General features: G+C 70.3%; 20 protein-coding genes and 1 pseudogene. 16 read left to right on the top strand and 5 right to left on the bottom strand.

Features of this window, described 5'->3' with window-relative positions; genetic code table 11:
* Positions 1–35 precede the first annotated feature (35 nt).
* From ACWJIO_RS03915 to ACWJIO_RS03895, 5 genes and pseudogenes are all read left to right on the top strand, one after another.
* Positions 36–1,259, top strand: a complete 1,224-nt coding sequence (locus tag ACWJIO_RS03915; protein WP_480311561.1) for an NAD(P)/FAD-dependent oxidoreductase — start codon at positions 36–38, stop codon at positions 1,257–1,259.
* Positions 1,249–1,887, top strand: a complete 639-nt coding sequence (locus tag ACWJIO_RS03910) for an HAD-IA family hydrolase (RefSeq protein WP_480311560.1) — start codon at positions 1,249–1,251, stop codon at positions 1,885–1,887. The genes ACWJIO_RS03915 and ACWJIO_RS03910 overlap by 11 nt, the downstream gene beginning before the upstream one ends.
* Positions 1,806–3,464, top strand: a pseudogene (gene hflX / locus ACWJIO_RS03905) (GTPase HflX); the annotation flags it as partial. The gene ACWJIO_RS03910 and the pseudogene hflX, both read left to right, overlap by 82 nt.
* Positions 3,465–3,629: 165 nt before the next feature.
* Positions 3,630–4,265 (top strand): peroxiredoxin, encoded by a 636-nt coding sequence (locus tag ACWJIO_RS03900; protein WP_480311945.1) that lies wholly within the window; start codon positions 3,630–3,632, stop codon positions 4,263–4,265.
* 41 nt (positions 4,266–4,306) lie between these two features.
* On the top strand, positions 4,307–5,485 hold the full coding sequence (locus ACWJIO_RS03895; RefSeq protein WP_480311944.1) for an anhydro-N-acetylmuramic acid kinase: 1,179 nt from the start codon (positions 4,307–4,309) through the stop codon (positions 5,483–5,485).
* Here the strand turns inward: ACWJIO_RS03895 and ACWJIO_RS03890 are convergent.
* Positions 5,471–5,791: a ribbon-helix-helix domain-containing protein gene (locus tag ACWJIO_RS03890; protein ID WP_480311559.1), complete on the bottom strand. Its 321-nt coding sequence runs from the start codon at positions 5,789–5,791 to the stop codon at positions 5,471–5,473. The genes ACWJIO_RS03895 and ACWJIO_RS03890 overlap by 15 nt on opposite strands.
* Before the next feature lie 187 nt (positions 5,792–5,978).
* On the opposite strand from ACWJIO_RS03890, the gene ACWJIO_RS03885 reads away from it, so the two are divergent.
* Together ACWJIO_RS03885 and ACWJIO_RS03880 are read left to right on the top strand one after the other, a co-directional pair.
* On the top strand, positions 5,979–6,230 hold the full coding sequence (locus ACWJIO_RS03885; protein WP_186698509.1) for a hypothetical protein: 252 nt from the start codon (positions 5,979–5,981) through the stop codon (positions 6,228–6,230).
* Between the two features lie 93 nt (positions 6,231–6,323).
* Complete coding sequence (locus ACWJIO_RS03880; protein ID WP_480311558.1) at positions 6,324–6,587, top strand: hypothetical protein; 264 nt, start codon at positions 6,324–6,326, stop codon at positions 6,585–6,587.
* On the opposite strand, the gene ACWJIO_RS03875 is transcribed toward ACWJIO_RS03880, so the two are convergent.
* Entirely contained in the window at positions 6,565–6,804 is a 240-nt protein-coding gene (locus ACWJIO_RS03875; RefSeq protein ID WP_480311557.1) for a hypothetical protein, read from the bottom strand. The two genes, ACWJIO_RS03880 and ACWJIO_RS03875, sit on opposite strands and share 23 nt — an antisense overlap.
* 187 nt (positions 6,805–6,991) lie before the next feature.
* Here ACWJIO_RS03875 and ACWJIO_RS03870 point away from each other — a divergent pair, with 187 nt between their 5' ends.
* Complete coding sequence (locus ACWJIO_RS03870; RefSeq protein ID WP_480311556.1) at positions 6,992–8,725, top strand: ABC-F family ATP-binding cassette domain-containing protein; 1,734 nt, start codon at positions 6,992–6,994, stop codon at positions 8,723–8,725.
* Between the two features lie 128 nt (positions 8,726–8,853).
* Entirely contained in the window at positions 8,854–9,081 is a 228-nt protein-coding gene (locus ACWJIO_RS03865) for a hypothetical protein (protein WP_480311554.1), read from the top strand.
* 24 nt (positions 9,082–9,105) lie between these two features.
* Here ACWJIO_RS03865 and ACWJIO_RS03860 read toward each other — a convergent pair whose 3' ends face one another.
* Complete coding sequence (locus tag ACWJIO_RS03860) at positions 9,106–10,221, bottom strand: trypsin-like peptidase domain-containing protein (RefSeq protein ID WP_480311943.1); 1,116 nt, start codon at positions 10,219–10,221, stop codon at positions 9,106–9,108.
* 476 nt (positions 10,222–10,697) lie between these two features.
* Here ACWJIO_RS03860 and ACWJIO_RS03855 point away from each other — a divergent pair, with 476 nt between their 5' ends.
* Genes ACWJIO_RS03855 through ACWJIO_RS03825 form a run of 7 tightly spaced genes read left to right on the top strand, consistent with a single transcriptional unit; the run spans position 10,698 to position 16,105 of the window.
* Positions 10,698–11,000, top strand: coding sequence for a DUF2973 domain-containing protein (locus ACWJIO_RS03855; protein ID WP_480311553.1), 303 nt, complete (start codon positions 10,698–10,700; stop codon positions 10,998–11,000).
* Between the two features lie 57 nt (positions 11,001–11,057).
* The gene (locus tag ACWJIO_RS03850; RefSeq protein ID WP_480311551.1) at positions 11,058–11,441 is read left to right on the top strand and encodes a hypothetical protein; all 384 of its coding nucleotides are present in this window, start codon (positions 11,058–11,060) and stop codon (positions 11,439–11,441) included.
* Positions 11,442–11,492: 51 nt separating this feature from the next.
* Positions 11,493–14,045: an ATP-dependent helicase HrpB gene (gene hrpB / locus ACWJIO_RS03845; protein WP_480311550.1), complete on the top strand. Its 2,553-nt coding sequence runs from the start codon at positions 11,493–11,495 to the stop codon at positions 14,043–14,045.
* A 12-nt stretch (positions 14,046–14,057) separates the two neighbouring features.
* Positions 14,058–14,252 carry a hypothetical protein gene (locus ACWJIO_RS03840; RefSeq protein WP_480311548.1) on the top strand — a complete coding sequence of 65 codons (195 nt, stop codon included), beginning with the start codon at positions 14,058–14,060 and terminating at the stop codon, positions 14,250–14,252.
* 4 nt (positions 14,253–14,256) lie between these two features.
* A complete protein-coding gene (gene xseA, locus ACWJIO_RS03835) occupies positions 14,257–15,456 on the top strand; it encodes an exodeoxyribonuclease VII large subunit (protein ID WP_480311547.1) in 1,200 nt (399 codons plus the stop codon).
* 2 nt (positions 15,457–15,458) lie between these two features.
* Positions 15,459–15,716, top strand: coding sequence for an exodeoxyribonuclease VII small subunit (gene xseB, locus ACWJIO_RS03830; RefSeq protein ID WP_480311545.1), 258 nt, complete (start codon positions 15,459–15,461; stop codon positions 15,714–15,716).
* Complete coding sequence (locus tag ACWJIO_RS03825; RefSeq protein ID WP_480311544.1) at positions 15,713–16,105, top strand: DUF2834 domain-containing protein; 393 nt, start codon at positions 15,713–15,715, stop codon at positions 16,103–16,105. The genes xseB and ACWJIO_RS03825 overlap by 4 nt, the downstream gene beginning before the upstream one ends.
* Positions 16,106–16,169: 64 nt before the next feature.
* Here the strand turns inward: ACWJIO_RS03825 and ACWJIO_RS03820 are convergent, their stop codons facing one another.
* Positions 16,170–16,574, bottom strand: a complete 405-nt coding sequence (locus ACWJIO_RS03820; RefSeq protein WP_480311543.1) for a zinc ribbon domain-containing protein — start codon at positions 16,572–16,574, stop codon at positions 16,170–16,172.
* A gap of 144 nt (positions 16,575–16,718) precedes the next feature.
* On the bottom strand, positions 16,719–17,597 hold the full coding sequence (locus tag ACWJIO_RS03815; protein ID WP_480311542.1) for a YhjD/YihY/BrkB family envelope integrity protein: 879 nt from the start codon (positions 17,595–17,597) through the stop codon (positions 16,719–16,721).
* Between the last annotated feature and the right edge of the window lie 166 nt (positions 17,598–17,763).

Raw genomic sequence — 17,763 nt, 5'->3', positions numbered from 1 at the left:
GTTCCGGCTGTGTGTGGGCGCCCCCCTACCGAGCCATGACGGCCACCACGGATGCCCTCGAGCTGAGCCGTGCCGCCCAGGCCAGCGCCCCGGTGGTGATCGTGGGCGGCGGCTTCGCGGGGCTGTACACCGCCCTGGCCCTGGCTGAGCAGCGGCAACCGCCGCCGGTGCTGCTGATCGAGCCGAACGACCGCTTCGTGTTCCTGCCCCTTCTCTATGAGTTGCTCAGCGGCGAACTGCGCAGCTGGGAAATCGCGCCCCGTTACGACGCCTTGCTGGCCGGCAAGGGGATCGCCTGGCTGCGCGATCGCGTGACCCACATCGACAGCACGACAAGGCAGGTGACCACCCGTGGCGGCCGCCGGCTGGACTTCGGCCAGGTGGTGGTGACCACGGGTGGCGACACCAGCAGCTTCGGCATTCCCGGAGTGGAGGCCCATGCCCTCGGCTTCCGCAGCCTGGAGGATGTGGAGCGGCTGCAACAACTGGTGCAGCAGCTTCGGGCCCAGCAGCGTCCGCTGCAGCGGCTGGCGATCGTGGGGGCTGGCCCGAGCGGGGTGGAGCTGGCCTGCAAGCTCTCCGATCTGCTTGGCGGCACGGCCCTGGTGGAGCTGATCGAGCAGGCCGGCGAGCCGCTGCAGCAGGCCAAGGCCTTCAACCGGGAGCAGGCCGTGCGGGCCCTGCAGCTGCGCGACGTGCGGCTGCGCACCCACACCCGGGTGCGCGAGGTGGGAGCCAACCGGCTGGAGCTGGAGGGGCCGACGGGGGCCGAAACCCTGGCCGTGCAGGCCACGATCTGGACCGCTGGTCTCGCCTTCCAGCCGCCGGCGATTGAGCCGGCGCCGACGAGCGACCGCCGCGGGCGGCTGCTGTGCGAGGAAACCCTGCGCTTGCGTGGCTCCACCGATCTGTTTGCGGCGGGGGATATCGCCGGCGTGAACAGCGGCGAGGGCGACCTGCCGGCCAACGCCCAGGTGGCCTTTCAGCAGGCCACCTGCCTGGCCGCCAATCTGGCGCGCGCCAGGGCTGGGGAGCCGCTGGAGCCCTTCGGGTTCCGCGACCTCGGCGAGATGATGAGCCTGGGCGTGGGCGATGCCAGCCTGGTGGGGAGCGGACTGACCCTGGCCGGCCCGGCCGCCTTCCAGTTGCGCCGCCTGGCCTACCTCACCCGGTTGCCCGGCCGCAGCCATCAGCTGCGGGTGGCCGCCGGCTGGCTGGCCGACTGGAGCCCTGCTGCCGCGGCCGTGCATGGCAGCTGAGCGCCCGAGGGGCCTGTTGCTCGATGCCATGGGCACCCTGATCGGCCTGCGCCGATCAGTGGGCCACACCTACGCCGCCGCGGCCTGCCGCCATGGGCTGAGACTGGATGCTGAGGCCCTGAACGCGGCATTCCGAAGGATGTTTGCAGCTGCGCCGCCCCTGGCCTTCCCCTCGCTCCAGGGCGCTGCCCTGCGCCAGGCCGAGCAGGACTGGTGGACCGCGCGGGTGAACGCCACCCTGGCGGCCGTGGGCGTGGAGCAGCCCCCCGCAGATCTGGGCCCGGAGCTGTTCCACTGCTTCGCCGACGCCTCCCTCTGGCAGCCCTATCCCGAAGTGCCCCCCCTGCTGCAGCGCTGGCACGGGCAGGGCCTGAAGCTGGCGGTGGTGAGCAACTTCGACAGCCGCCTGGAGCCCCTGCTGGAGCAGCTCGGGCTCCGCCGCTGGCTGCACGCCGTGGTGGTGTCGAGTGCCGCGGGAGCCGCCAAACCGGAGCCCACGCCATTGCTGCTGGCCCTGGGGCAGCTGGAGCTGCCTGGCTCAGCCGTGTGGCACGTGGGCGACAGCCCCGAGGACGAAGCGGCCGCGGCGGCGGCGCAACTGCGCTGTGTGCGGGTGCAACGACCTTGAGACAGGGGGTGCTCTCCGGGCGGACCGCCGGGCTGAGGCCCGCCCAGCGGCGACGGCTGGAGCAGCTCTGCCACCGGCGACACCCGGAGGATGGCGTGGCCGAGCTGCTGTGCCTGCAGCGGTTGGCGGCCGAGAGTCGGGAACTGGAGCTGCCGCTCACCTTGGTGGTGGATGGGCGGGGGCTGTGCCGGCTGCTCTGGGTGGGCCCGCTGGAGCAGTCGGGCCAGCTGTTGGAAAAGCTGCCGGGCTCCCAGCGGCGCCAGGGCCGTGCCCTGCGCCTGCTCACCTGCTGCGGCCGGGCCCGCCACCTGGAACCCAGCAGCCAGGAAGGGGTGGTGGGGCTCGACCTCCAACCCCAGCTGTGGCTGCGCTACGGCGACCAGGCCGAGGCTGGGGGCCACTGGAAGGGCGCCCTGTTCGTCCCCAGCGGCCAGCAGGGCCAACCCTGGAGCAGCGAACAACTGGGGGAGCTGGGCACCCTCTGCGCCATCGACCCCGGCCTCTGGGCCCCGTCCACGGGCGAGGCGGACAGTGCTGGCGCCGAGCCCACGACGGCCCGGAGTACCGCAGGCCAGGAACGGGTGCTGCTGCTGGCCCTCACACCGGGCGACCGGGCCGCCGCCCAGCGGCTGATCGGCGAACTGGAGGGGCTGGTGCGCAGCGCCGGCGCCACGCCGGTGGGGGTTGTGGAGCAGCGCCGCAGCCAGGTCTCGCCCCACACGGTGTGGGGCGAGGGGAAGCTGGCGGAGGCCGCCCTGGAAGCCCGGCGCCTGGGGGCCACCCTGGTGGTGACGGATCGGGAGCTGAGCCCACTGCAGGCGCGCAACCTGGAGCGCCTGCTGGATCTGCCGATCAGCGATCGCAGCGAGCTGATCCTGGACATTTTTGCCCAGAGGGCCGCCAGTGCGGCCGGGCGCCTGCAGGTGGAACTGGCCCAGCTGCGCTATCGCCTGCCCCGGCTGAGCGGGCGCGGCCGCAGCCTCTCGCGCCAGGGGGGTGGCATCGGCACCCGGGGGCCGGGCGAAACCCAGCTGGAAAAGGATCGCCGCGCCATCGCCCGGCGCATTGAGCGCCTGCAACGGGACGTGCGCCAGCTGGAGGCCCACCGGGCCAGGTTGCGGAGCGGGCGGCAGGCCCTCAAACGATTGGCCCTGGTGGGCTACACCAACGCCGGCAAGAGTTCCCTGCTCAACGCCCTCACCCGGACGGAGGGAGCGGAGCCGGTGCTCGCCGCCGACAAGCTCTTCGCCACCCTCGATCCCACCACCCGCCGGCTCGGCCTGGGAGGGGCCGGCGGCCTGCCCGGCGAGACCCTGCTGCTCACCGACACGGTGGGATTCATCCGCGAACTGCCGCCTGCGCTGATGGAGGCCTTCCGCTCCACCCTGGAGGAAACCCTCGACGCCGATGGCCTGCTGCTGCTGGTGGACCTGAGCGATCCGGCCTGGCCGGAGCAGCGCCGCACGGTGCTGGCCATTCTCGAGGCGCTCGGGGCCGCCATGCCTCGCCGGCTGGTGGCCAATCAGATCGACCGCTGCCCTGCCGCCGAGATCGAGCGGGCCCAGGCCCTCGAACCCGATGCCCTGTTCGTGTCCGCCACCGAAGGGCTTGGGCTGCAGCGGCTCAAGGAGGCCCTGCTCGACTGGCCCCCGTCAGCGGGTGGGGGGACTGTGGCAGCATCGAACACCATGGGCGAAGGCGCCCTTCCCTTTCCTGCCACCCGTCCCGTCCCCGTCCCTGCCATGGCGCTTCAACTCGGCGATACCGTTCCCGATTTCACCCAGGAATCCCAGCTGGGTCCGATCCACTTCTATGACTACGCCGGCGAAAGCTGGGTTGTGCTGTTTTCCCACCCCGCCGACTACACCCCCGTCTGCACCACTGAGCTGGGGGAAGTGTCACGCCTGCGCCCCGAATGGGAGAAGCGCAACGTCAAGACCATCGCCCTGAGTGTGGACTCCGCCGAGAGCCACAAGGGTTGGATCGGCGACATCAACGAAACCCAGAACACCAGCGTCGACTACCCGATCCTCGCCGATGCCGACAAGACGGTGAGCGATCTCTACGGGATGATCCATCCCAAGGCGCTCAACAACCTCACGGTGCGCTCGGTGTTCATCATCGACCCCAACAAGAAGCTGCGCCTGCAGATCACCTACCCCGCCAGCACGGGCCGTAACTTCGACGAGATCCTGCGGGTGATCGACTCCCTGCAGCTCACCGACTACCACCAGGTCGCCACCCCGGTGAACTGGAAGGACGGTGAGGACTGCGTGGTGGTGCCCTCCATCCCCACCGATGAGGCCCGCGTCAAGTTCCCGAAGGGGGTCACGGAAGTGAAGCCCTACCTGCGCATGACCCCCCAGCCCAACAAGTGAGGCTGACCTGAAGCGGGGCCGCCATGGCCCTCTCTTCCCCCATGAAGGTGCTGGGGCTGATGAGCGGCACCAGTGCCGATGGCGTCGATGCGGTGCTGGCCAGCTTTGCTGGCCCCGCCGCCCGGCCGCGCTGGGAGCTGCTCAGCCGCGCGGCCGTGCCCTACCCCGCCGACCTGCGCCAGCGCCTGATCGCCCTGGGCCAGGGCGAGCCCTGCAGCGCTGCCGCCATCCTTGAACTGGCCGAAGCCGTCACGGCGATGCAGGCGGAAGCCGCTCTGGCCTGCGATCCCCACGGCCAGGCGGAGCTGGTGGGCTGCCACGGCCAGACGGTGTGGCACCGCCCCCCATCGCCTGAACGTGAGGGCAACAGCTGGCAGCTGCTCGAAGCCTCCAGGCTGGCGGCCCAGCTCAGGCGACCGGTGGTGCACGACTTCCGCGCCGCCGACCTGGCCCTCGGCGGCCAGGGGGCCCCGCTGGTGCCTCCGGCCGACGCCGCCCTGCTGGGGCGCATCGACGGCTGGCGGGGGGTGCTCAACCTCGGCGGCATTGCCAATCTCACCCTGATCCCGCCGGCCCACGGTCCTGAGCGCCACGCCAGCCTGCTGGGCTGGGACTGCGGCCCCGCCAACACCCTGGTGGACCTGGCGGTGGAGCGCTTCAGCGGCGGGCGCCACAGCTTTGATGCCGGTGGCGCCTGGGCCAGCCGTGGCCACATCGATCACGCCGTGGTGGAGACCTGGCTGCAGGAGCCCTATTTCCAGCAGCCTCCTCCCAAGTCGACCGGGCGGGAACTGTTCGGCCGGGCCGATCTGGAGCGGCGGCTGCAGGATCTCAGCGTCTCAGCTGGCGGCCCGTCGGCCAGGAGCGCCCCGGCGGAGCTGGACCCGGCCGACGTGCTCGCCAGCCTCACCGCCTTCAGTGCGGCGGCCGTGGCCCAGGAGCTGAGGCATGGGCCCCAGCCGGTGGAGCTGCTTCTGGCCGGCGGCGGCGCCCGCAATCAGCTGCTGGTGGCCCAGCTGCGGCAGCGCTGCCGGGGCGTGATCGTGCGACCGCTGGCCGATTTCGGCCTGCAGGACAGCGACCGCGAGGCCCTGGCCTTTGCCCTGCTGGCCTGGTGGAACCATCGGGGCCATCCCGCCAATGCCCCTGCGGTGACCGGTGCGCGGCGCTCCAGCCTGCTGGGGGTGTGGGTGCCTCCCCCCGGCTCAAGCCCCGGCTGACGGGCCCGGCCTCTGCAGGCGCAGCCGCTTCGGGGCCCCCCGCAGCCTTGGGGGGCGCTGCTGTCCCTGGGTCTCCAGCTGCTGGCGCAGGTCGTCGGCACTGACGGGGGCCCCGACCTCGCTGCCGCGGCGGGCCTGCTCCAGTCGGGCCACCCCCTGCTGGATCAGCACCTTGGCCATGTTGCTCACGGTGCGGGAGTCCTGCTCGGCCAGGGCAGCCAGCCGTTCGCAGAGCTCCTCAGGCAACACCACCTGAATCCTGGGCGACTTGGGGCGCCCGCTGGATGAGGTTTGCCGGGTCGGCACGCCAGGAAGCCAGAGAGGGTGAGCGGAAGCAGCGACTGGATCGCCTGGGGGCGCAGCCAGGGAGCGAGCCATGGACGCCCCGGGGTTCCAGCCGGATCCTAATGGCAACTCTCAGGTGCGCATGGATAGTATCCATGCTTATGGTGGAGGCAGCCCATCCGTTCCCCGATCCCCCGGAGCTGGCACCATGCCCCAGAGCCGTAAGCGCCGCACCGCCGAACGCAGTGATGTGCTGGTGTCCGCCGTGATCAGCACCTACCTGCTCACCCACCTGCACCACGTGCTGCAACGAGCCGAATACGGGGCCCAGCAGGAGGGCCGCACCGCCCTGGCCGACAACTACGCCGAGCTGCGCAAGGTGCTCTGCCTCGATGCCCGCACCATGGAAGACGCCTCCGCCTGCGGCACCCCCGTGAACGACAACCCCAAGGCCGCCTGAGGGCCTGAACCCCGGGGGCTTGGCAACAGGCCGCAACGGCCTCCAGCCGGATCGCGCTGGCGTGCATAGGTTCGGAGCAGTTGGATTGCCGTCATGGTCGAGAGCTCAATCAGCAGCGGCGAAGGGTCGAGCGACCACGCCAGGGCCCTCTATGAGCGCATCAGCGCCGATGCCGAACTCACCCAGAAGCTGTTCCGCCAGGCCCTCCAGGATCCGGGCGGTGCCCTCGATCAGATCGTGAGCCTCGGGGCCGACTACGGCCTGCCGGTGAGCCGCGAGCAGGTCAAGGCCCATGTGGCGTCCCTGCAGGACGGGGCCAGCAAGCAGTGGCTGCTCAAGGCCCGCGGTGGCCTCTGATCCCCTGGGGCGTTGGTTTCAGCACTGCCGACACCGCCAGCGGTGTCGGCAGTGCTGAAACCAGCATGGCTCGATGCTGCGGCAGGGCTGAGCGCGCTGGCTCGGCGGGGCGGCGGGCGCCTCCACCCTGGGCCCAGCTGAAGAACAGCCAGTAGCTCACGATCGCCAGACCCGCCGCCACCACCAGTGCCGCCACCTGTTCCAGACGTCTGATCATCGAGAAACCCTGCCGGCTCGATCAAGTCTGGCCGAGACGGCTGCGGTCAGGTGGAGGGCCCCGGGCGCGCTTGCAGCGTGCCATTAGCAGGGCGCTGGCTGAGCTGCCGCGGCAATGATGCGAAAGGATGAGGTGCCGGCGCCCATCCACCGGCGCCCGCCTGTCCCCCCTCACCCCGCTCCGCCCCGTGCTCCGCCTCGAACGTCTCGGCAAGATCTATCCCACCGGGGAGGTGCTGCGGGATGTCACCTGGGAGGTGAAGCCGGGCGACCGCATCGGCCTGGTGGGCGTGAACGGGGCGGGCAAGTCGACCCAGATGAAGATCATCGCCGGCCTCGAGGAGGCCAGCAGCGGCCAGGTGGTGAAGCAGGGCGACCCCCGCATCGCCTACCTGCAGCAGGAGTTCGACGTGAACCCCGAGCGCAGCGTGCGCGAGGAGCTGTTCCAGGCCTTCGGCGAAGCGGCCGAGGTGCTGGTGCGCCAGCACGCCGTGGAGCACGCCATGGCCAGTGAGCAGGCCGCCAGCGATCCCGACCACCTCGACGAGCTGATCCACGAGCTGGGCCGCCTGCACAGCCGCTTCGAGGCCCTGCACGGCTACGAGCTCGACGCCCGCATCGACAAGCTGCTGCCCACGATCGGCTTCAGCGCCGAGGGGGCCGAGCAGCTGGTGGGCGATTACTCCGGCGGCTGGCAGATGCGCATTGCCCTGGGCAAGATCCTGCTGCAGGAGCCCGATCTGCTGCTGCTCGACGAGCCCACCAACCACCTGGATGTGGAGACGATCCAGTGGCTCGAGGGCTATCTGATCCAGCAGAGCGCCGCCCAGGTGGTGATCAGTCACGACCGCACCTTTCTGGATCGGGTCTGCACCCAGATCGTGGAGACCGAGCGCGGGGTCTCCCGCACCTACCTCGGCAACTACAGCCAGCACCTGGAGCAGAAGGCCCTGGAACGGGAGGCCACCCAGGCCGCCTTCGAGCGCCAGCAGAAGGAGCTCTCCAGCCAGCAGGCCTACATCGACCGCTTCCGGGCCAGCGCCACCCGCTCCACCCAGGCCAAGAGCCGCGAGAAGCTGCTGGAGAAGGTGGAGCGGGTGGAGGCGCCGATCGAGAGCATCGGCGGGCCCCGCTTCCAGTTCCCCGAAGCGCCCCGCTCCGGCCGCCTGGTGGCCGAGATTGCCGACCTCAGCCACAGCTACGGCGATCAGATCCTCTTCCTGGGAGCGAGCCTGGAGGTGGAACGCGGCGACCGCATCGCCTTCGTGGGCCCCAACGGCGCCGGCAAGTCCACCCTGCTGCGCCTGGTGATGGGGATGGAGCAGCCCAGCGAGGGCCACGCCCGCCTCGGCGAACACAACGTGATCGCCGGCTACTTCGAGCAGAACCAGGCCGAGGCCCTGGACCTGAGCAAGACCGTGATCGACACGATCTTCGAGGTGGTGCCCGACTGGACCCAGACCCAGGTGCGCTCCCTGCTCGGCAACTTCTGTTTCAGCAACGAAAGCGTGTTCAAGCAGGCCGGCAAGCTCTCCGGCGGCGAGAAGGCACGCCTCGCCCTGGCCCTGATGCTCCTGACCCCCTGCAACCTGCTGGTGCTGGATGAGCCCACCAACCACCTCGACATCCCCGCCAAACAGATGCTCGAGGACGCCCTGATCGCCTACGAGGGGGCTGCGCTGCTCGTGAGCCACGACCGCTACTTCATCAGCAGGGTGGCGAACCGCATCGTGGAGATCCGCGATGGTGAGCTGGTGCTGTACCGGGGCGACTACGCCTACTACCTGGAGAAAAAGGAGGAGGAGGCGGAACTGGCGCGCCAGCTGGCCATCAGCGAGGCCAGGGCGGCCAAGACGACGGCCAACCGGGAGAAGCAGCAGGCCAGGGCGGCTGGCCGCAAGGGGAAGGGCAAGGCCGCCTGAGGGGCCCCGAAGCGTCCGACATAACAGGAAACGGGGACAACAAAGCCGCCCTGTTGCAACGGCTACGAGCAGGACTGAAACAGTTTGTAGCTTTGGCCCGGATCCATCGCCCCTTCGCGACGCCTGCCATGTCGGAACCCCTCTCCCTCAGCCTCGGTCAGCAATTCGAGCTGGAAAGGATGAGCCGTGCCATCGACGACACCGCCGACCTTCAGGCCCTGCAGGGGATCGCCAAGCAGCTCCTGCAGGCCTGGCACAGCCAGAAAGCCGCCACCCAGTGGGTGATGCGCCAACAGCTGGGAGCCCCCTCCCAGTTCGGCACCGGTCTGCCCAACCCGTGGGGTCAGGAGGCGTGAGCCGTCCCGGCCGGGGCGGCGCTGTCAGGCTCCGCCCATCTGCACCGGCACCAGCGTCACCTCCCGGCTCTGCCCCTGGCGGCTGATGTTGAGGGTGATCTCGCCGCCCACACCGGCCCGCTCCACCGCAGCCACCACCTGGGACGGCTCCAGGACCGTTTCCCCGCCGGCGGACACCACCACGTCACCCTGCTGCAGGCCAGCTCGCTCGGCAGGCCCGTCGGCCAGCACCGAGGCCACCCGCACACCCCTGCTCAGGCCCGTGCCATCGCCTGGGCGCACCAGATCCATCACGATACCGATCATCGGATGGCTCACCTTGCCGGTGGCGAGCAGCTGTCTGGCGATATCCCGGGCCCGGTTGATCGGAATCGCAAAGCCCAGACCAGCGCCTGGCCCCTGCCGCACGAGCGTGTTGATGCCGATCACCTCACCTTCGGCGTTGAGCAGCGGTCCACCGGAGTTGCCGGGATTGATCGCGGCATCGGTCTGGATCAGCTCCAGCCGCTTGTCGGTGATGCCCAGCTTGGCCGCGTTGCGGTTGAGGTTGCTGATGATCCCCATGGTCACCGTGTTGTCGAGGCCGTAGGGGTTCCCCACCGCAATCGCCCAGTCACCCACCTGCAGGTCTTCGGAATCGCCGAGGGGGGCCACCGGCCAGGGTCCGCGGCCGCCCAGCCGCACCACCGCCAGGTCCGTGAGGCGATCGAGGCCCACCACGGTGCCCTCCACCCGCCGGCCGTCCTGCAATCCCACGGTCACCTTGTCCGTCTTCTCCACCACGTGGGCGTTGGTGAGGATGAGGCCGTCAGGCTGAATGATGAAGCCGCTGCCCTGGCCCCGCTCGGTGCGCTGGGAGGGGGGAGCGGCCCGTTGCTGAGGCAGCCCGAAGAACTGGCGAAAGGCCGGATCGTTGAGGAGAGAACTGGAGGCGCCACCCCGGCCGCCCTGCACCAGCACGGTGCGCTCGGTGTCGATCGTCACCACAGCGGGGCCGGCGCGGCGCACGGCTGCGGCTACGAACGACTGACGGCCCAGGGCCGCCCCGGCCGCCGATCCCCTGGGCTGGGCCGCGGCAGCAGGCGCCAGGCGCTGACTGATGGGCGTGAGCCACCCCGGAGGGGCGACCAGAGCGGCCAGCACCGATCCTGAAACCAACAAGGAGGCGGAGAGCCCCGGCAGAACAGCCCGGCAACGGGTGTGCCTGGCTTGGGCTGGCCGGGAACGGGCGGGAAGGGAACGCAGGCGCAGGTGGGCCATGGCGATCGGATCAGAAAGTCTGGGGGCGGTGAAGGCGGCTCGAAGCCAGCGATGCAGCGGCAACCGAGGACAAGCGGCGAACCGACAGGGAGGGGACTTCAACCGTACGCAGGAGGGAAGACGGAACGCTGCTGAACGCTCCAGACGCCGTAGCGCCACACCACACCCTAGATTAAGCAAAGATTTGTATCGACCCATGGACACTGAGCGACTGCTACTGGCCTTTCTGGCCTTCGGAGCTGCCTGCACCACCCTGTGGGCCTGGATGCTGGCCAACAGCGGAGCCAATTCCCGCCAATCCGGGCAATGATGGGGCAGACGGTCCGTCCGAGTCCCACTGCAGCAGGCCCCAGGCCATGAGCGCGATCCTCTCCCAGATCTTCCCGATCCTCTATGGCATCTGTTTCCTGGCCCTGCTCTGGCAGGCCTTCAGGGTGATGGGCCAGGGCTTCAGGGCCGTTTCGGACCCAGGGGATCGCCCCCCGGAACGCGCCAACGCAGGCCCTCCCACCATCCCTGGGGCCGCCGATCGCACGGGGCGGCTCACCATCCACCCCGAGCTGCTGGACGCCGAAGGCCAGCTCACCGATGAAGATCTGCTCACGGTGCGCTTCAGCGGTGACAACGAGCGGCCGGCCTTCCCCAGCGACCCCAGCTGAGGCCCCGTCACTGAATAGGCTCACCGGTGAGCACGTGATTTCAGGGAGGGCGAGCATTTGGATCCACGCACGCGCATCGTGGCCGCACTGTTGCGGAATCTCAAGTTGCCTCCTCGCTTCCGCCTCAAACTGGTGAAGGACGACCCGATCCGGCTGGAGTTGAGCCTCACCCCCGCCTATGGCAAGGCGCCGGTGCTGGTGGGCCTCGTCGAATCCCAGGACCTGGTGGCCCGGCGCGACCGGGAAGGCCGCATCCCGCGGGATCTGCAGGGCACCTGGGATTGGACCGTGCGGCACGGCACGGTGAGCACGGGCGGCTGGAACCCCTATCTCAAAGAGGCCCTCCAGACGATGTTCGAAACCGGCCTGCCCGCTGTGGTCTACGAGGAACTGACCGGCGAGGCGTACCACCCGGTGGACGGCGTGAGGCACGTGCGCTGAGCTCGCAGCCTGCGACCAGGCAGGGCGCGATGGCCCCGGGAGCCTGAGCTGATGCAGCCGCTGCCGATCGATGCTCTGCTGGCCAGCATCGAGGCCACCCTGGCTGTACCAGGAGCCACCCTGCTCCTGCAGGCTCCGCCAGGGGCTGGCAAAACCACCCGAGTGCCAGGGGTCGCGTTGCGAGCCCTGGGCCAGGCCGATGGCCCCGCCTCGCGGGTTTGGATGGTGGAGCCACGGCGCCTGGCCGCCCGGGCCGCGGCCCAGAGGCTGGCTGTCGAGCTGGGCGAACCGGTGGGGCAGCGGGTCGGCTACAGCGTGAGGCTGGAGCGGCGCGTCAGCGCGGCCACCCGTATTGAGGTGCTCACGGGGGGGCTGTTCCTGCGCCGGCTCCAGGCCGATCCAGCCCTGGAGGGGGTGGGTTGCGTGGTGCTGGATGAGTTCCATGAGCGCCACGCCGACACCGATCTGGGCCTGGCCCTGGTGCGCCAGGCCAGGGAACTGCTGGCCCCCGACCTGCGCCTGGTGGTGATGTCTGCCACGCTCGAACTGGAGGCCCTGGCGGCCCAGATGCCCCAGGCAAGCGTGCTGCACAGCGCCGGCCGCAGCCATCCGGTGAGCGTGGAACACCAGCTGCCCCGCCCAGACGAGCCCCTGGCCCGGCAGGTGCTGCGCGCCCTCGAGAGCCAGGGATGGCCGGAGCCACCAGCCGCAGCCGATACCACGCTGGGCACCACCGCCCTGGTGTTCCTGCCGGGTCAGGCAGAGATCCACGCTTGCGGGCGGGCCCTTGAGGCCTGCGCCTGGGGCGATGCCATCGACTGGGTGGCCCTGCACGGCAGCCTGCCCCTGGCACAGCAGAGCGCCGCCATCGCTGCGGCCAGGCCCGGGCGCCCCAAGGTGGTGCTGGCCACCAGCATTGCCGAGAGTTCTCTCACCATCGCCGGCGTGGGCCTGGTGATCGACGCCGGCCTCAGCCGCCGCAATCGCTTCGATCCGGGCACAGGCCTGGACAGCCTGGTGACGCTGCCGGCCAGCCGGGCCAGTGCCGAGCAGCGCACCGGCCGGGCCGGGAGACTGGGACCGGGGCACTGCGTGCGGCTCTGGTCCCCCGCTGAGCAGCAGCGACGCCCCGCCCATGACCCTCCGGCGCTGCTGGAGTCCGACCCGCTGCCCCTGGCCCTGCAACTGGCCTGCTGGGGCGATCCCCTGGGCCAGCAGCTGGCCTGGCTCGATCCGCCGCCCGCCGCGGCCCTGGCGGAGGCCCTGCAGCTGCTGAAACAGCTCCAGGCCATCGAGGCCGACGCCAGGCTGAGCCCCCACGGGCGCCGCCTGGCGGAGCTGGGCCTGCACCCCCGGCTCGGCCACATGCTGGTGGTGGCAGAGCAGTGGGGAGCCCAGCCCCTGGCCAGCGCCCTGGCCGTGCTGCTGAGCGAGCGCGACCCCCTCAGCCGCCAGGCCGCCGGCAGTGATCTGCTCGCCCGGCTGGACTGGCTGCGCCGCCAGTCCAGCGGCCACCCCCTGTGCCGCCTCCAGGCCCAATGGCTGCGCCAGGCCGCAGCGGGCTACACCTCGGATCCCGCCGTGGGCCGGCCCGGAAACACCCCCGGCGATGACGCCACCCTGGCGGCCCGGCTCGTGGCAGCCGCCTATCCGGAACGGCTCGCCCAGGCCCGGGCCGATGGCCGGGGCCGGTTCCTGCTGCGCAGCGGCCGGGGGGCCAGCCTCCACCCCCAGGACCCGCTGGTGGGGGAGCCGGCCCTGGCCGTGGCGGTGCTCGATGGGGCCCAGCAGGATGCGCGCATCCTGCTGGCGGTGCCGCTGCCGCTGGAGCAGCTGCACGCCCTGGCGGAGCAGCAGGGGCAGTGGCTGGAGCAGGCCCGTTGGGATGCATCCGCCGGCAGGGTGCGCTGCGAGCGGACCCTGCGGCTCGATGCCCTGGTGCTGGAGCGTCGGCCCTGGCCCCAGGCCGACGCAGCGGCGGTGGCGACAGCCCTGCAGGAAGGGCTGCGCCAGCGGGGGCTGACGGTCCTGCCCTGGACGGCGGCCACACGCCAGCTGCAGCAGCGGCTCAACCTGGCCCACCAGCACCTGGGGGAGCCCTGGCCAGACCGACGGGACAGCACGTTGCTGGAGCAGCTCGGCAGCTGGCTGGGCCCGTGCCTGGAGGGGATGCGCAGCCTCGACGACCTGGGCCAGCTCGACCTGGCTGAGGCGCTCTGGGCTGAGCTCCCCTGGTCGCAGCGACGCGAGCTGGATCAGCTGCTGCCTTGCAGCCTGACGCTGCCGACAGGGCGCCAGGTGCGACTCGACTACAGCGGCGGAGCACCGGTGCTGGCGGCGAAACTGCAGGAGTTCTTCGGCGTGGCGGAGGGGCCGACCGTGCTCGGCGGCAAGCTGGCGGTGAGCCTGCACCTGCTCAGCCCGGCGGGGCGGCCAGCGGCGATCACCTCGGATCTGGCGGGGTTCTGGGCGGGCGGCTATCGGGACGTGCGCCGGGAGCTGCGCGGCCGCTATCCCAGGCATCCCTGGCCCGAGGACGGCGCCCAGGCCCAGCCCACCCGCCTCACCAAGGCGGCCCTCGGTCAGACTGGGCCCACATCGTGATGAGTGGTGGCGATGGCGCGCTTCCTGGCCGGCAGGCCGCTGTTCCCGGGTAACCGGCGGGATGGATCCAGGCTGCTGAGCAGTGCCCTGGTGATCTGCTGCATCGGTCTGGTGCGGCTTGACCACCCCGCTGGCCAGCTGGTGGCCGTCCTGGCGGGCCTGGTGAGCCTCTATTGGTGGCGCTGTTACCAGCACCTGCAGGCCTGAGCCGATGCTGGCGGTTCCCTCCCCGAGCACCTGGCCCCCAGGCCAGGGCCTGCCGCGCTACAGCGTCAGCGAGCTCAATGCCGCCATCGGGGCGCTGATCGAGCGGGGCTTTGCCCCCCGCTTTCTGCTGGAGGCCACCGTGAGCAGGCCCCAGCTCAAGAAGGGCCACCTCTGGATGACCCTGGTGGATGAGCAGGCCTCGATCTCCGCCGTGGTCTGGGCCTCCCAACGGCAGAAGCTCAGCCTTCAGCCCGCCGAGGGCGATGGGGTGGTGGTGGTGGGCAAGCTCAACTTCTGGGCCAGCCGCGCCTCCCTGTGCGTACAGGTGCTGGACCTGAGGCCCAGCCTCAGCAGCGTGATGCGCCGCTTCGAGCAGGTGCGGGGGGCACTGATCGGCGAGGGGCTGTTCGATGAGGAGCGCAAACGGCCTCTGCCCCACGCCCCCCAGCGCATCGCCCTGCTCACCAGCGTGCCCAGTTCCGCCCTGGCCGACATGCTGCGCACGGCGGCGGAGCGCTGGCCGGCCACGGCCGTGCTGCTGGTGCCGATCCCTGTGCAGGGAGGCGTGGAGGCCCCCATCTGCGCCGCGCTGCGCAGCCTCTATGGCCGGGTGGCCCGCGAGGGCATCGAGGCGATCGTGCTGGCCCGCGGCGGCGGCAGCCGCGAAGACCTCGCCGTCTTTGACGGGGAAGACCTGGCCCGGCTCCTGGCCGAGAGCCCGGTGCCTCTGGTGAGCGGCATCGGCCATGAAGACGACACCACCATCGCCGACCTGGTGGCGGACTATCGCGCCGCCACACCCACCGCCGCCCTGGTGGCCCTGCTGCCGGAGCGGCAGACGGTGCTGGCCAGCCTGCTGCAGACGCGCCGACACCTCGGACAACTGATCCGCTGGCACCTGCAGAGCCAACGCCAGCAGGCCGGGCGCCTGCAGGAACGCCTGCAGCAGTTGCACCCCCGTCAGCTGCTGCAGCAACGCCAGCGGAGCCTGCAGCAGACCCAGGCCCTGCTGCAGGCCCTCTCCCCCGAGCAGGTGCTGCGGCGGGGCTTCAGCCTGATCCGCTCCGCTGAGGGAGAGCTGCTGCGCTCGGTCGCGGCTGTGCAGCCTGGCTCCCGGGTGGTGCTGGAGTGGGCCGATGGGCGCGCCGTGGCCGGGGTGCGCGAGATTGGGCCCAAGCCCTCTGCGGACCAGCCCCGATCCTGACCATGGCCAGCAAGAGATCCCGCAGCGCCGAAACGATCGCGGCCGGCCTCAGCTACCGCGAGGCCCACACGGCTCTGGAGCTGATTCTGGCCGAGCTGCAGAGCCCTGATCTGGATGTGGAGGAGATGGCTGGCCACTACCGGCGGGCCCAGGCCTATGCCGAGCGCTGCGAACAGATCCTGGGCAAGGTGGAGCAGGAGGTGTTGCTGTGGGATCCCAGCGGCGATGACAGCAGCGACCCCACCCCCTACACGCCATGACCCCGTCTTCCAACCCAGCTCCTGCCACCTTCAGCCCCGAGCAGCCCCCCAGCGCCTGGCTGCGCTGGCTCTACCTGGCCCTGGCCGTGGCAGGTGCGGTGCTGCCCTGGCTCGCCAATCTCGACTACATGCGCGCCTATGGCGGCAGCTTTGATCTCGGCCTGTTCGTCGGCCTGGCCAACGCCAACCCAGCCGCCGCCTCCCTGTCGCGGGATCTGGCGATCGGGGCCACGGCGGTGCTGATCTGGATCGTGCAGGAAAGCCGCCGCCTCAAGATGCGTAGGTTACCCCTGGTGATTGCCACCTGCCTGCTGATCGCCTTCGCCTGCGGCGCCCCCCTGTTTCTCTATCTGCGCGAGCGACGGCTCGACGAACTCTCCCGCGCCTGAGCTCGGTCTGAGCGCGTGCTGGCCTGGCCCAGCGGTGGCCCGCTGCTCGCCTGCCGCTGCTCCATCAGCGTGGCGACGTTCCCTCGTCGTCGAGATCCTGGGAGGACAGCACGTCCACATCGATCGTGGCCGAGGCGGCGTCAACGCCTGTGGATGGACGCGACGCGAAGGAATCACCCCCGAACACCTGGGCCTGCTCAAAGCCAGTGGCGTCGCCGTCCAGCCCGGTGCCGCAGGCCGGGCACACCGGCGCTCCGAAGCTGGTCAAGCCGCAACTGGGACACACCCTGATGCGCCGCTTCAGCAGCTGCCAGGCCACCACGCCCGCGCCAGCCAGGAACAGCGGCAGCAGCAACAGGGTGAGGGTGATGCCACCGAGCACGTCCAACAGCACGCGACCGGCAGGCGAGGGAGCCAGCAACAACAGCCCCAGCAGGCCGATCCACACCCATGGGAATGACCTCGACATGGTTCCAGAACGGCGTAGAGGGCTGGCGGTGTCAAGCCGGAGCTGCACACGGTTCCATCCTGGCCTGGCAGGCCCTGCGCAGCTGGGATCGACATGATCAGGAGCCCTGGCGTCTCGTTCCGTTGGGGGCCTGGGCAGGGTGCTTCAGGGGCGCCCGCGGCGGGGGCGACGGATCACCACACTGAGGCACTGGGAGTAGTAGATGAGCACCCCGATCAGCCACACCCAGAGGCCAAACACCAGCACGCCACCCACCAGCCCGTAGGCCTGAAAGCGCAGGCCAAGGGCCACAAGCACCCGGCCCAGCAAGAGATTGAGGACAGTGAATGAAGCAGCGAGGAATCCAGCTCCAGGCAAGAGATCACGCCAGGGGACATGGCGCGAGGGCAGCATCCAGAGCAGCAGCAGCGACGCCAGCAGACTGAACCCCAGGGTGCTGAGCAGACCCACCCCCAAATCGAACGGTTGCTGCAGATCCAGCATCCGCGGAAAGATCGTGGGCAGCAGATCCCTGAGCACCAGGCTGCCGGGGAGGCTCCACTGATAGGCCAACCGATCCATCACGATCACCAGCGCCAACAAGCCCATCAGAGCCAGGGCCTTGAGCCGCAGCGCGCAGTAGCGCCAGAGCAGGCGGCGCCAGCCAATCTCCCCAAGCCCAAGGGGTCGATCCCACCAGATGCGATCAGCCCCCCGCTGCAGGGTGAGATAGGCATTGCTGGCCGTCAACACCAGCACCACCACACCCAACAACCCTGCACCCACGCCCTGGCGCAGGAAGGCGTTCAAGCCGGAGGTCACCGCCGGCATGGCTGTGCCGGGCAGTACTTGCTGGGCGCCGCTCAACAGGCGATCCACCAGTCCCTCATCTTGCCCCAGCACTCGCGAGGCCAGAGACAACGCAATCAGGCCAATCGGGAACACCGACTGCATGGCGTGATAAGCAAAGGCCGCACTGAGGTCGACACAGTCGTGGTGAAACCACAGGCGCAGAGCAGCCCAGAGGGCCCGCCCCCATCCCATGGGCGTCATCGATCGAACCGAGCCTTGGCTTCCGGGCAACGCTTCCTCCATGGCTCAGGAGTCCACCATGCCGCACCAGCCCGCGTCCGATGGACGCCACAGGAAATGGGTACAAAAAAGGCCACCCCTAGGTGGCCTCGATGAACAGAGCAGAGCACAAAAAGTT

The sequence above is a fragment of the Paraciimarium castrense LEGE 11436 genome (genome assembly GCF_056633055.1).
The sequence above is the reverse complement of the archived record's forward strand: the minus strand, read 5'-3'. Positions and strand labels throughout refer to the sequence as shown.